Annotated in this window: 10 protein-coding genes; 5 read left to right on the forward strand and 5 right to left on the reverse strand. The window is 42.3% G+C overall.

Annotated elements, in window-relative coordinates; all coding sequences use genetic code 11:
• Positions 1-41: 41 nt before the first annotated feature.
• Positions 42-1,937, forward strand: a complete 1,896-nt coding sequence (locus FHG08_RS03355) for a monovalent cation:proton antiporter-2 (CPA2) family protein (protein ID WP_178956786.1) — start codon at positions 42-44, stop codon at positions 1,935-1,937.
• Here the strand turns inward: FHG08_RS03355 and FHG08_RS03360 are convergent.
• The 3 genes from FHG08_RS03360 to FHG08_RS03370 form a co-directional block, all read right to left on the reverse strand.
• Positions 1,912-2,625, reverse strand: coding sequence for a hypothetical protein (locus FHG08_RS03360; RefSeq protein ID WP_178956787.1), 714 nt, complete (start codon positions 2,623-2,625; stop codon positions 1,912-1,914). The two genes, FHG08_RS03355 and FHG08_RS03360, sit on opposite strands and share 26 nt — an antisense overlap.
• A 118-nt stretch (positions 2,626-2,743) precedes the next feature.
• A complete protein-coding gene (locus FHG08_RS03365; RefSeq protein ID WP_138608604.1) occupies positions 2,744-4,534 on the reverse strand; it encodes an alkaline phosphatase in 1,791 nt (596 codons plus the stop codon).
• An 11-nt stretch (positions 4,535-4,545) separates the two neighbouring features.
• Positions 4,546-6,129, reverse strand: a complete 1,584-nt coding sequence (locus FHG08_RS03370) for an alkaline phosphatase (RefSeq protein ID WP_138608663.1) — start codon at positions 6,127-6,129, stop codon at positions 4,546-4,548.
• Between the two features lie 314 nt (positions 6,130-6,443).
• Between FHG08_RS03370 and FHG08_RS03375 the strand changes: the two genes are divergently transcribed.
• Together FHG08_RS03375 and FHG08_RS03380 are read left to right on the forward strand one after the other, a co-directional pair.
• Entirely contained in the window at positions 6,444-6,689 is a 246-nt protein-coding gene (locus tag FHG08_RS03375; RefSeq protein WP_008112798.1) for a DUF3297 family protein, read from the forward strand.
• Positions 6,690-6,857: 168 nt separating this feature from the next.
• Positions 6,858-7,760, forward strand: a complete 903-nt coding sequence (locus FHG08_RS03380) for a homocysteine S-methyltransferase family protein (protein WP_178956788.1) — start codon at positions 6,858-6,860, stop codon at positions 7,758-7,760.
• An 85-nt stretch (positions 7,761-7,845) separates the two neighbouring features.
• Here FHG08_RS03380 and FHG08_RS03385 read toward each other — a convergent pair whose 3' ends face one another.
• The gene (locus tag FHG08_RS03385) at positions 7,846-8,262 is read right to left on the reverse strand and encodes a MerC domain-containing protein (RefSeq protein ID WP_178956789.1); all 417 of its coding nucleotides are present in this window, start codon (positions 8,260-8,262) and stop codon (positions 7,846-7,848) included.
• Positions 8,262-8,753 carry a Fur family transcriptional regulator gene (locus FHG08_RS03390; protein ID WP_178956790.1) on the reverse strand — a complete coding sequence of 164 codons (492 nt, stop codon included), beginning with the start codon at positions 8,751-8,753 and terminating at the stop codon, positions 8,262-8,264. The genes FHG08_RS03385 and FHG08_RS03390 overlap by 1 nt, the downstream gene beginning before the upstream one ends.
• Before the next feature lie 310 nt (positions 8,754-9,063).
• Between FHG08_RS03390 and FHG08_RS03395 the strand changes: the two genes are divergently transcribed.
• Both FHG08_RS03395 and FHG08_RS03400 read left to right on the forward strand, forming a co-directional pair.
• Positions 9,064-11,475, forward strand: coding sequence for a TonB-dependent receptor (locus tag FHG08_RS03395; protein WP_178956791.1), 2,412 nt, complete (start codon positions 9,064-9,066; stop codon positions 11,473-11,475).
• A 32-nt stretch (positions 11,476-11,507) separates the two neighbouring features.
• On the forward strand, positions 11,508-12,905 hold the full coding sequence (locus FHG08_RS03400; RefSeq protein ID WP_178956792.1) for a 5-methyltetrahydrofolate--homocysteine methyltransferase: 1,398 nt from the start codon (positions 11,508-11,510) through the stop codon (positions 12,903-12,905).
• Positions 12,906-13,018 lie beyond the last annotated feature (113 nt).

Consider the following 13,018-nt stretch of genomic DNA (forward strand, 5'->3'; position numbering starts at 1 on the left):
CTAAGCCATGCTATTTATCTCAACGTTAATAAGGTAAGCACGTGTTAGAAATAGCTTTAATTTACTTAGCTGCTGCCATTGTTGCAGTTCCCATAGCAAAACGACTTGGACTTGGCTCTGTGCTAGGTTATTTAATTGCAGGCATTTTGATAGGCCCATATGCATTAGGTGTCGTAGGCGACCAAACTGATGTAATGCACTTTGCCGAATTTGGCGTTGTGATGATGTTATTTTTAGTTGGCCTTGAACTGCAACCTTCGCGTTTGTGGACTCTGCGCCACTCAATATTAGGGCTTGGCGGATTACAGGTGGTACTAAGTGCAGCGGCTATTTTTGCCTTTTGTTATTGGTTTTTTGCCATGCATTGGCAAACGGCTTTAGCTATTGGTTTAATGCTCGCGCTGTCTTCAACTGCTATTGTGCTGCAAAGCCTTGAAGAAAAAGGCTGGCTAAAACAAGAAGCTGGGCAAAATGCATTTTCGGTTTTATTATTTCAAGATATTGCGATTATTCCTATTTTAGCGCTACTTCCGCTACTCGCTTTTGCACCACAAGGTAACTCAAAAGACATTAACGACTCCATCATTGCTAGCTGGCCTATTTGGCAGCAAGTAGGGGTTTCTGTTGCTGTTATTGCCGCTATCATTGCTGGCGGTAAATATGTTTCGGCACCATTATTTAGATACATAGCACAAACCCACATGCGTGAAATATTCACTATTTTTGCATTGTTTTTAGTGGTGGCTATTTCGCTGGTGATGCAAAGTATTGGGTTATCGCCCGCACTCGGTACTTTTTTAGCCGGTGTTGTATTGGCCGAAAGTGAATTTAGACACGAGCTAGAAGCCGATATAGAGCCCTTTAAAGGCTTATTACTGGGATTATTTTTTATCACGGTTGGCGCATCAATTAATTTTGAATTGCTATTTAACCAATTCAGTACCGTGATTGCATTAGTGGTGTTATTAATTACCATTAAAGCCTGTATTTTATTTGCCTTGGCAATTGCTTTTAATATTAGCCGTAAACAACAACTTCTATTTACCTTAGCCCTTGCTCAGGGCGGCGAGTTTGCCTTTGTGCTGCTTAGTGTAACAACCACCTTGAGTATTTTAACCCCAGAGCAAACTAATTTAGTTACCCTTGTGGTTGCCGTTTCCATGCTAATAGCACCTTTACTGCTTATGCTGTATGAGCAAATTCAAAAGCGCAACTATAGCACCACGGCACCTGAGTTTGATAAACCAGAACAAATAAGCACAGCCAAACATGTGATCATTGCCGGATACGGTCGTTTTGGACAAATAATGGGGCGTTTATTACATGCACAAGGCTACGAAATTACCGTACTTGATCACAGCCCAAGCCAAATAGAACTGCTGCGCCGCTTTGGTAATACCGTATTTTATGGTGATGCGGCACGCCAAGAACTGCTTGAAGCCGCAGGCGCGCACACAGCACAAATGCTGGTTGTTGCAATTGATAACCCTGATAAAACCATTGAGATAATTAAGCTGGCGCATAAAAACTATCCACAATTAAAAATAGTAGCGCGCGCCATAGATCGCCGCCATGCATATCAATTACTTAATTTAAAAGTAGATGCGTTTAACCGCGAAACCGTCGACTCAGCCATAAACTTAGCCATAGAATCATTGCAATTGCTTGGTAATAGTAAAGAAGATGCTGAGCGTGCTGGTAAGTTATTTAGAGATCACGACCGTGCTGCCGTATTGCAACTAGCCGAACTTTGGGGTGATGATGCCAGTTATGGTGTGGCTGTGCGCCAACGTATGGAAGATTTAAAGCAAGTATTACAACAAGACAAACAAGCACGGCAAAACTTAAATACCTGTGATGCCAAAGACTATGAAAATGGCTTAACCGAAAACACGGTTAAGCCAAAAAACGCTAATGATGATGCCCACCTTGAATAGCCTCGCCTTGCTGGTTATAAAAACCGGTGGCGCCGTGCTCTATAAAACCAAGGTTAATCATTTTAGCTAAAAATGGATCGCTTTCGTTATCGCCAATATCCGCGTAATCGGTGGTTTGAAAGTTATCCCATTTTGCAAACTGAGCCTTAATTGCAGGTGTATCACTGTTTACATCATTTAAGCTAAGCAAAGTTTGAGTATCATCTTTTTTATTGGTCACACTAAAAGTTTTAACTAATTGTGCTTGCGGGAAAAAAGCTAGTTTAAATTGGTTATCGCCCTCATTAAGCACGTAATTTTTTACCTCATTACAACCCTCACCTTGTGAACTGACTAGGGTCATTTTTGCAATTAAATGGTTATCCACCAGCTGACTTTTAGCACTCCAATTTTGCACTCCACGTACCTCCGATGGTTGGTACTCAATACCGCGTTGTTCGGCATTAAAGTAACGAATAGGACGAAGCTGGTTATTACTTAGCTGCTGCCAAAGCTCGGTTAGTGTTTCACTTTGATGCGCCACCTGCTGATTGTTTCGCCAAAGAGTAAGTGACTGGGTGCTGTGCTGCGATTTGTGCTGATTGGTAATTTTATAGTCGGCTTTTAGTTGCGCAGCATCAATGTCGCACTGCTGGGCGAGCGCACTCGTGCTGGCCAGTGCTGAGAATATAAATAATAGCTTTTTCATTGGGGTAATCTCTTAGATAAACATTACTTTATGACTCTAAAATAACGCTTAATAATGGCATTTGTATGACACAAAAAAGCCCGCAACATAATGCGGGCTGTTTGTTTAGCTAGTTGATTTATTGCGCTACTTTTTCATCCGCCGCTTTTACAAAATCTGCTGCAAAGTCCATTACATGGAATAAAAAGCTTTGCTCATTAGTGCCTGTTACTAAATGAGCGCCAGGACCCATTGCGTATACACCTACATCTTCACCCGCGTGGGTTTCTGAACTAAGAGGTACTAATGACTCTTGGTGAAAACCTGGTGTTGTTGTATCAACATTTGTTAAATCAACACGTCCTGTAACAGGTCCAGCTAAGTAAGAGGCGTCAGCATTAGTTTCATTGCCTAAGTCTCTGTAACCTAAACCATTGGTATAACCTACGGTGGTATAAGGCATATCGTCGGCGGCAAGGCTTGGCTCGGTTTGGCCTACACCAACCACTTTACCCAATATTGGGTTACCACGCTTAGGATAACCTGCAATGGTAAACACATGACTATGATCGGCTGTGACCACAATTAATGTTTCTTCTGGGTTAGTACTGTCCATCGCCACTTTAACGGCTTTAGCAAATTCAATAGTATCGTTAAGCGCGTTATATGCATTGCCTGCGTGGTGCGCGTGGTCTATTCGTCCCGCTTCTATCGATAAGAAAAAGCCCTTATCGTTGTTATCAAGCACGTTAATTGCTTTTTCGGTCATTTGCGAAAGCGAAGGCTCGCCCGCTACATCGTTTGCGCGGTCGGCTTCGTATTGCATGTGGGATTCGTTAAATAAGCCAAATACCTTTGTTGCATCGTCGCTAATGGCATCAAAACCAGTTTGATCCATTACATAGTTGCCGTTAGGATAAGTTGTTTGCCATTCGGTAACTAAGTTACGGCCATCTGTACGATCCCCTTCAACCGCGCTCATTGCATCACTTGAATTAGCCGCGGCATCTTTTGGTAAAAAGTGACGACGACCGCCCCCCATTACTACGTCTATGCCATCTACATCAATACCTGCAAAACGTGCTTCTAGGTTGGCTTCAAAGTTAACAAGCTGCGATGCAATGTCTTCACAAGCATCTGAACCTGCTGGCATATCTGAGTTATCTTCCCAGTTACGATCAGCCGATTTAGCATACGTTGCCGCTGGCGTTGCATGGGTAATGCGCGCCGTTGAAATAAGGCCGGTTGCTTTACCTGCAATTTCGGCAAGCTCAAGCGAAGACACCAGTTCGTTACCGGCAACGGTTGAACAGTTGCCGCGCTCAATATCTTCGTCTACACCAATGACGCCTACATCGGTTTTAACACCTGACACCATAGCCGTCATTGTGCCTGCAGAGTCGGGGGTTTGTGCATCTACATTATAAGTTTTAACAAAGCCTGAGTAAGGCATGGTTTCAAAGCTAAGTTGATAATCTTCACCCATGCCGCCCTCAAGCTGGCCAGCTAAAATACGTGCAGCCGTAACGGTAGAAATACCCATGCCGTCGCCTACAAATAAAATCACGTTTTTAGCCTTACCCGACTCAGTAACCACCTCGGTATTAGCTTGCTGCGTTGCTGCTAACTTAGTTTGCGCGTCGCTATACCATGCGTTACCTGTAAGGTTAGCTAATTGATCTGTAGTTAACGACGTTGCCGGCGCATTACACACTAGGTTAGATGAGTTAACTTCGTCGCTATCTAGCTGGCCATTTTCGTTAGTATCTACGCCCACTTGCGTTTCTACACCGCCATTAATACATTGCGCTGAGCCCACAGCTATTGCGTTATCTACTGCGATAATGTTGTTATTACTTTTATCGTCATCACTTGAACAACCCGCTAGCGCGACCATTACTGCTAAAGAAAGTACTGTTAATTTTTTCATATTCGCCGCCATTATTGCTGAGTTAATTCAAGTGCTTGGTTAATTAGATGAAATACAACGTTTTGCTCAATTACACCTTGAGCAAGTTGTGCACCAGGGCCTTTAGCGTGCAATGAAATATCTTCACCAGCATGCGTTTCAGAGCCTAGTGGTACGGTTGTTTCTTGGTGAAAACCAGGGGTTGTTGTATCAACGCCGTTTAGCTCAACACGCCCAGCGACTGGGCCGCTTAAGTACGCTGCATCGGCATCAGTTTCATCACCTAAGTCTCTAAAACCCAGTCCATTTGCATAACCTACCGTGGTGTATGGCATATCGTCGGCGGCAAGGCTTGGCACTGTTTGGCCTACAGCAACTACTTGACCTAAAATTGGGTTACCGCGTTTAGGGTAACCAGCAATAGTAAATACGTGACTGTGATCGGCAGTGACTAAAATAAGGGTTTCTTCTGGGTTGGTATTATCGATTGCCGCTTGCACTGCATTGGCAAATTCAATGGTGTCGTTAAGTGCGTTGTAAGCGTTACCCGCATGATGTGCGTGGTCAATTCGGCCCGACTCAACCGTTAAGAAAAAGCCATTTTCGTTTTTACCCAGTACATCAATCGCTTTAGTCGTCATGTCGGTAAGTGAAGGCTCACCTGCCACGTCATTACTGCGGTCGGCTTCGTATTGCATGTGCGATTCGTTAAATAAACCAAATACTTGGGTTACATCGTCAGCAATAGCATCAAACCCAGCTTGGTCCATAACGTACGTTGCATTTGGATATTGTGTTTGCCACTCAGTTACAAGATTGCGCTCATCAGTACGATCACCTTCAACAGCGCTCACTGCGTCACTTGAATTAGCCGCAGCATCTTTTGGTAAAAAGTGACGACGACCGCCGCCCATTACAAAATCAAGGCCGTCTACATCAATACCTACAAAGCGCGCTTCTAGATTTTTTTCAAAGTTAACTAGCTGTGAGGCAATATCTTCACAGCCTTCTGAGCCCTCGGGCATATCTGAGATATCTTCCCAGTTACGATCTGCCGATTTAGCATACGTTGCCGCTGGCGTTGCATGAGTAATACGTGCGGTAGAAATAACACCTGTTGCTAGGCCTTTAATTTCAGCCAGTTCTGTTGCTGTTAAAAGCTCGTTTCCTGCAACTGTTGAGCACACACCGCGTTCAATGTCTTCGTCTACACCAATCACGCCTACATCAGTTTTAACACCTGAGATCATCGCTGTCATTGTGCCTGCAGAATCGGGAGTTTGTGCATCTACGTTGTAGGTTTTAACTTGTGCAGAATATGGAAATTCTTCAAAACTTAAATAGCCTTCTTCACCTGGGTTGCCTGCTCGTTGGCCTTTTAAAATTCGCGCTGCCGTTAGGGTAGAAATACCCATGCCGTCACCAACAAATAAAATCACGTTTTTTGCTTTTGTAACTTGTGCACTTTGTGCTTGGGTGTTTTTAGTAGCTAACGTAGTTTGTGCATTTGTATACCAGTTATTATTTATTTGGCTTTGTGGTAGTACATTTGCATGGCTAGCAGCGCTTAACATAAATGTTAGCCCAACCGCCGCAGCGACTTTTTTAATTTTCATCCTAATTCCTGTTATGTAGTGGTTATTTTAAAAAGTGTGAACTCAAAAACATCAACCGCTGCACTATAGGAAATAGATGTTACTAATAAAGGTAATTTTAATGACAAGAAGGTGACAGCCAAATTTTATATCAATAAAACCTCTTTTGTATTTCCATCGACTGTTTAACCCTTCTCATAATATATGTAACAGCCCTATAAAAGCACATCACAATATAAATATAATAAAGCCGCTTAGTTTATTGATCTCTTGCTTGAGCATAAGCCTGCTATTGCCTACAATAGCGCATAATTAATTCAACGCAGATCACTATTATGACTGATACAAACAAACCAGAATTACCTAATCAACTGTCTATTAACCCACGTAGCAAATTTTATGTAGAAGAAGTATTTGAACATGAAATCGGTATTACTCTTAACGGTAAAGAGCGTTTTGACGTTGAAGAATACTGCATCAGCGAAGGTTGGATTAAAGTAGCAGCGCCTAAAGCGCTAGACCGTCGCGGTCAGCCATTACTTATGAAAGTAAAAGGCACTGTAGAAGCGTTTTATAAGTAATAGCTTACTTATAAAAAGAACAGCGACACCTCACTGGGTAGTCGCTTTTTTTGTGCCTGTTTAAAGCATGTTGAACTTTTTTCATACTCAACCTGATGAAGTTTCATTATGAATTGTCAAAAAATATGTTTGAATAACCTTAAATATTTAGACGTTTAGAAGTCCATTATGAGCAGGTTAACAATATTAGATGGCGGCATGGGCCGTGAACTTAAACGCATGGGCGCGCCGTTTTCACAGCCACTTTGGAGTGCGCAAGCTCTAATAGAAGCACCACAATGCGTAACTCAAGCACATGAAGCTTTTATAAATGCAGGGGCAGAAATTATTACGGTAAATAGCTATGCGTGTGTCCCCTTTCATTTAGGTGAAGCATTATATCAAGCACAAGGCGCAGCACTTGCACAGCAAGCTGCTGTAATTGCAAAAGAAGCGGCTCAAAACGCTAAACAAAACGTGCTAGTAGCGGGTTCATTGCCACCCGCATTTGGATCGTACCGTGCTGATTTTTTTCAAAGTGATCGCGCATTTACTATTTTAGATACCCTATATAAAGCACAAGATGAATATGTAGATATTTGGATTGGCGAAACTATTTCCAGTATTGAAGAAGCTCATGTAATGGCAAGGGTGCTTAAAAATTCAAACAAACCATGTTATTTCGCATTTACCTTAAGTGATGAAGTAAGCGAACAAGCAACATTACGCTCTGGTGAATTAGTATCCGATGCTACCTTAGCATTGCTCGAACATAATATAGCGGGCATATTCTTCAACTGCTCTATTCCCGAGGTCATTGAACAAGCGCTACGCGACACAAGTACTGTGCTAAAACAGCAGAATAAAAATGTTGATTTAGGGGCCTTTGCGAATGGCTTTACACCAATAGCCAGCGACTATAAAGCCAATGAAGGCTCGCAAGGTTACCGCGATTTATCACCCGCTGAGTATGTAGCGTTTGCCAAGCAATGGCACAACCTTGGCGCAACAATTATTGGTGGCTGCTGTGGTATTGGCCCCGAATTCATTGCAGCATTGGTAAAGTGGAAAAGGGATATTAAAGAGTTTTAATATCCCTTATTTAACTACAAAAATATAGAGAAACCTTAAAAGCTGAAATGATTAATTCCCAATACCTAATCGAGCCCTTGTATTGCTAGGCTACTTGGTCAGATCCACCTGCTGAACACGGACATTTTTCGTCATGCTTTTTAAAACACTGTTGGTAATTAAGCCAATGAGCTAACGCGATAAAAGCAGAGCCAATTAAAGTGAAGGTTTTTTCGGCCACTTCATGGCCTAATAATACTGCAGTTATCAAAAAGACTAGACCAACAACTCCACACGCCATATAACGTATACGTTTGTGCTTTTTACAGCCTAAGCTCAAAGCTAATAAGCTTGTTGGCAGTACGGCAGCAAGAATCCATAAATGAAACTGTTCACCATTTATTTGCAGTACAGCAATGCTTGGCAACAGCGCTAAAATAATCGGTGTTGCAAAACAATGTACCGTGCACATTAACGAAAGCCCAATGGCAAACTTATCTGCTGTCGTTTGAGTCAGCTTCATTATTTATCCTTCTTTTTAATTGTGTTAGCGGTACTTTGCTGACACCCAAAGCAAACACCTGAGATTTCTAGTTGCGAAGTTGTTGGCGCAAACCCTCTTATTTTAAGTTGTTTAAACAAATACTTAGCCGAATTATCAAGGTCTTTCACCTCACTTGCTTTATTACAAGAGCTACAAATTAAAAACATCGATAGTTGATGCTCTCTATCATCATTAACGTGACTGCACGGTATAAACTTATTTTCTAACTTTAATCTATGTACCAGACCTACCGACTCTAAAAAGCCTAATATCCGATAAACGGACATTGCCAAAATCGGTGTATTTATTTGCTTATTATATTGATCTGTTAACTCATAAGCAGACAAAGGTTTATTTGCTTGCAATAGAATTTCAAATACCTGCTGACGTTTTGGCGTTAATTTTTTTTCAGAGGCTTCACATCTTTTTATCGCAAAGCCAACCATCTCTTTAAATTGCTGTTTATTCATATTACCCACACTAACCAAGTGAGCTGGCGTTTTAACTTTGCCATCCTTGTTGCCAATGCCTCCGTTGTGGTTTTATCTAAAAATGTATTAACTAGAGATAAATAAATGTAACAACTAACTTTTGCTTCACAACAAACAACTCACCCACAAACAACACCTAAACAATGACAATAAATATTTAAAGCACTGAATTTATATAGGTTATGTAGCCAAATTGTATGCCCTGAATGATTTTTAGTTAATTAACTATTGATACAATATAACATTTCAAGCACAATTGATACAATATAACATTCGCAAAGGAATTCAAATGACACGAAAATCTCAATTAGCTGTTTTGATAGCTGCTTTATTACCTGCAAGTGTGCTTGCAAATACCATCGAAGGTGTTGTTTTAAACAACCAAGGTAAAGTGGTGACCAACGCAACTGTAGAAGTTGAAGGCTCAGATATAACAGCAGTAACAGATGCAAGCGGTAAGTTCGTAATAACTGATTTAAAAAGTGGTTTAAAAGAACTTCATATTACCGCCCCTGGTTATGCCCACCTGCATCGAGATATCACATTTAGTGATGATAAAAGCCAGTCAATTACCTTTAAGTTAGAACGTTCACCCATTGAAGTAATTGATATTGAAGCGACGCCTATTCACATGTCGGCAATGGAATCCTCGTCTCCCGTTAGCGTGTTATCTGGCGAACAATTAAGACGGCAGCAAGCTGCAACCCTTGGCGATAGCCTTGAAAAACTCCCGGGGGTTAATACTAACTTTCATGCAAAAGTAGCCAGTACACCTATCATTCGTGGCTTAAGCGGGCCGCGTGTTCTAATTACTCAAAACGGCCTTGATGTCAGTGATGTTTCTCGCGTTGGCCCTGATCACTCCGTTGCATCAGAGGCGTCAACTGCAAAACAAATCGAAGTACTACGTGGTCCTGCCACTTTATTTTATGGCAGCGGCGCCATTGGTGGTGTGGTTAATGTAGTTGATAATCGTGTGCCTACCGACAGCACAACTCGCGGCGAATGGAACCTTGAGCACAACTCTGTTGATAACCAAAAAGTAGCCTCGTTTAACGCTACTACAGGAACTGATTCTCTTGCATTTTATGCCGATGCGTTCTGGCGTGAAGCCGATGACTATGAAATACCCGTGGCCGCTGAATTTGCCCATAATGACCATAACCATGAAGAACATAGTGGCGATTACACCGTTGCAAATAGTAATGAAGAGTCTGACGGCTTTACCTTAGGTACTAGCTATCTATTTGACCAAGGTTTTGTAGGTATAGCTGTTGAGCAATTTAATCGTCAATACGGCATTCCAGGCCACACCCATGGTGGCGAAGATGTTAATAGCGCTGAGGAAAGCGTATATGCCGACTTAGAGCAAACTAAAGTGCAATTATTAGGCGAGTATAACCTCGATAATAAATGGCTTAATAAAATAAACCTGCGCGCAGGTTTTACAGATTACGAACATGCTGAAATTGAACATGGCGCAGTGGGTACCACGTTTGAAAATGAAACCAATGAGTTACGCGTAGACTTAATGCATAACCCGTTTGCGCAGTGGAATGGTGGTTTGAGCTTTCATTACAAACACAGTGATGTTGAAGCGCAAGGCTCTGAGGCATTCACACCACCGTCACAAACACAAAGCTTTGCTATAGCACTGATGGAAGAAAGACACTTTGGTGACTTTTTAGTGCAATTAGGTGGCCGAGTTGAACGGGTAACCATCGATGCTGATAACGTGTTACTACCTAACATAGATGCACACGCACACAATGACACCGGTGTTCATGACGATCATGCTCATGAAGAACATGCCGGCAATACTCGCGTATTTGACGTAGAACAAGAATTCACACCAGTTAGTTTATCAACAGGTGTCGTGTGGGATTTTGCACCTAGCTACAACTTAGGCTTGTCGGTATCTCGTTCTGAGCGTGCTCCTTCGGTGTCGGAGCTATTATCATTCGGCCCTCACATTGGAACTGGTACTTATGAAGTAGGCGCACTATTTGATATTCATGAAGACGGCCATTTTGGTTTATCTGAGCAAGCGCTTGACCTAGAAACAGCAAACAATATTGATTTAACGTTTCGTAAAACCCAAGGTGATATCGGTTTCATTCTTAATGCTTTCTACAACCAAGTCGACAATTATTATTACCAAATCGACACAGGCCTATACGCCGAAAGCGGCCACGACCATGGTGATGAGCATAATCATGACCACGGTGACGAGCATGATCACTCATCTGAACTCCCAGTTTATTTATTTAAAACAGATGACGTAATTTTACATGGCTTTGAAGCCCAATTTGCATGGCAGTTAACCGATGAGTTTAAAGTTGATTTATTCTCAGATTACGTTCGTGCAAGCCTTAAAGACGGTGGCGATTTACCACGCACACCACCGCTACGTTTTGGTACTGAGTTTAGCTACCAAACAAATAAGCTGAGTGCGCACCTCCACGTAACTCGCTATCAAGAGCAAGACCGCACAGCACCAGAAGAAACAGCTACAAACGGCTATACCATGCTTGATGCCAGCGTTTCATATGACTTATCAGTGCTAAATCAAGATGTGTCTGTGTATCTACGAGGCACTAACTTAACAGACACAGAAGCGCGCGTGCATAGTTCATTTTTAAAGAGTATAGCGCCACGTCCAGGTCGTAGCTTTGCACTAGGTATTCGCGGTTACTTTTAAGCGCTAAAAAATTATAAATAAAGGAAATTAACATGACTAAACTATTCAAATTAAAATTAATTGCACTGGCAATAAGCAGCACATTAATCACCGCTTGTGGTGATGCAGAAACAAACATTGTCGAAAAAGACCCAATAGAAGTACCTGATGACGGCCACGATCATGGCGATGGTGGCGACCACGGTGATGAATACACTATTGATTCATTAGGTAGGCTTGCGATACTTGCTGGCGATAGCAACGAAGCGAACTTTTTCGACTTAGACGACAATGAGCTTCTTGATACATTCACTCTTACTAATGATTCAAACACGCTATCGTCGTCGCCTGACTTTCGTTATGCCGTGATTGCTAGTCGCGCTCAAGATTACCTCGGCTTTATAGACGGTGGCTTATGGCGTGAAGATCACGGCGCACATCTTCATGATTACGAACAAAGCCCTGAGTTTAGCAGTTATGAGCTAACTAGCGGCAGTCGCCCTACTCACTTGGTAAAGCACGATGGTCAGTTAGCGGTATTTTATGATGGTGATGCAGCATCAGGCACAACTGCGTCTGTTGAAGTATTAACAGATAACGACATAACAAACGCAACAGCGACCTTACCTGGTATTAGTTACGACATTAATATGCATGGTGTAGCAGAGCCTCGTGGAGAGCATTTATTAGCGACCCTTCGCCGCGATGATGCACAGAGTACATCAAACGCTAAAATTTTGCCGGATCAGGTAGGTGTTTATCACTTTCATGATGGCGAATACGAACTTGAACAAACGTTAGAGTTAACATGCCCTGATTTGCACGGCGCAGCACAAAACCATGATTACGTAGCCTTCGGCTGTAGTGACGGTGTGCTATTAGCCCACCAGCATGATGACGAATACCACGCTGAAAAAGTAGCAAATATTGCTGCAGTAGGTGACTTGCGCATTGGTACGATATACGGCCATGAAGACAGTGACAACTTTATTGGTATTGCGTCTGGTCACGGCGGCGGCCCTGCAGTGCTCTTAAGCATTAACCCTGCGGAAGCTGAAATGGAAGAACTAGAATGGCAACTAGCCGATGGCGCAAGCGCTGTTTCTTACTCTTTCTCAGCGAATGGCGAGCACTTTTTAGTTTTAGACAGCCTAGGCTTTTTAAATGTGCTTGAGGCGCATGCGCACGACGATCACATACACTGGGAGCTAGCAGGTCAAGTTGATATTACACAAGAAGATGTAACAACAATGCCTGAAGGCATGAAGTTTAGTATGACAGTAGCGCAAAATGGTCAGTTTGCTTACGTAGCCGACCCAATAGCCCAACACGTTGTGCAAGTACACCTAGAAGACTTAGAAATTGAAGGTGAACTAGAACTTACATTCCCACCAGCCGCGATCACTTGGTTAGGTATTGCACAAGAGGAAGAGCACGACCACGTACATTAATTTTACGCTTTAAAAAGAGTACTCCCTTGAAGGTTGGCATTTTAATGCCAACCTTTTTTATTCACATTTTGTAACAGACCTTTTATCGTAAGTGCATCGCTATTTTGCACCTT

Origin of the sequence: Pseudoalteromonas sp. Scap03, from assembly GCF_013393115.1 — a bacterium.
Classification (GTDB): Bacteria; Pseudomonadota; Gammaproteobacteria; order Enterobacterales; family Alteromonadaceae; genus Pseudoalteromonas.

Excerpts from the sequence above, each read along its gene's own strand:
- FHG08_RS03360 (WP_178956787.1), bottom strand. The coding sequence starts at position 2,625 with ATGAAAAAGCTATTATTTATATTCTCAGCACTGGCCAGCACGAGTGCG.
- FHG08_RS03365 (WP_138608604.1), bottom strand. The coding sequence starts at position 4,534 with ATGAAAAAATTAACAGTACTTTCTTTAGCAGTAATGGTCGCGCTAGCG.
- FHG08_RS03370 (WP_138608663.1), bottom strand. The coding sequence starts at position 6,129 with ATGAAAATTAAAAAAGTCGCTGCGGCGGTTGGGCTAACATTTATGTTA.
- FHG08_RS03375 (WP_008112798.1), top strand. The coding sequence starts at position 6,444 with ATGACTGATACAAACAAACCAGAATTACCTAATCAACTGTCTATTAAC.
- FHG08_RS03380 (WP_178956788.1), top strand. The coding sequence starts at position 6,858 with ATGAGCAGGTTAACAATATTAGATGGCGGCATGGGCCGTGAACTTAAA.
- FHG08_RS03385 (WP_178956789.1), bottom strand. The coding sequence starts at position 8,262 with ATGAAGCTGACTCAAACGACAGCAGATAAGTTTGCCATTGGGCTTTCG.
- FHG08_RS03390 (WP_178956790.1), bottom strand. The coding sequence starts at position 8,753 with ATGAATAAACAGCAATTTAAAGAGATGGTTGGCTTTGCGATAAAAAGA.
- FHG08_RS03395 (WP_178956791.1), top strand. The coding sequence starts at position 9,064 with ATGACACGAAAATCTCAATTAGCTGTTTTGATAGCTGCTTTATTACCT.
- FHG08_RS03400 (WP_178956792.1), top strand. The coding sequence starts at position 11,508 with ATGACTAAACTATTCAAATTAAAATTAATTGCACTGGCAATAAGCAGC.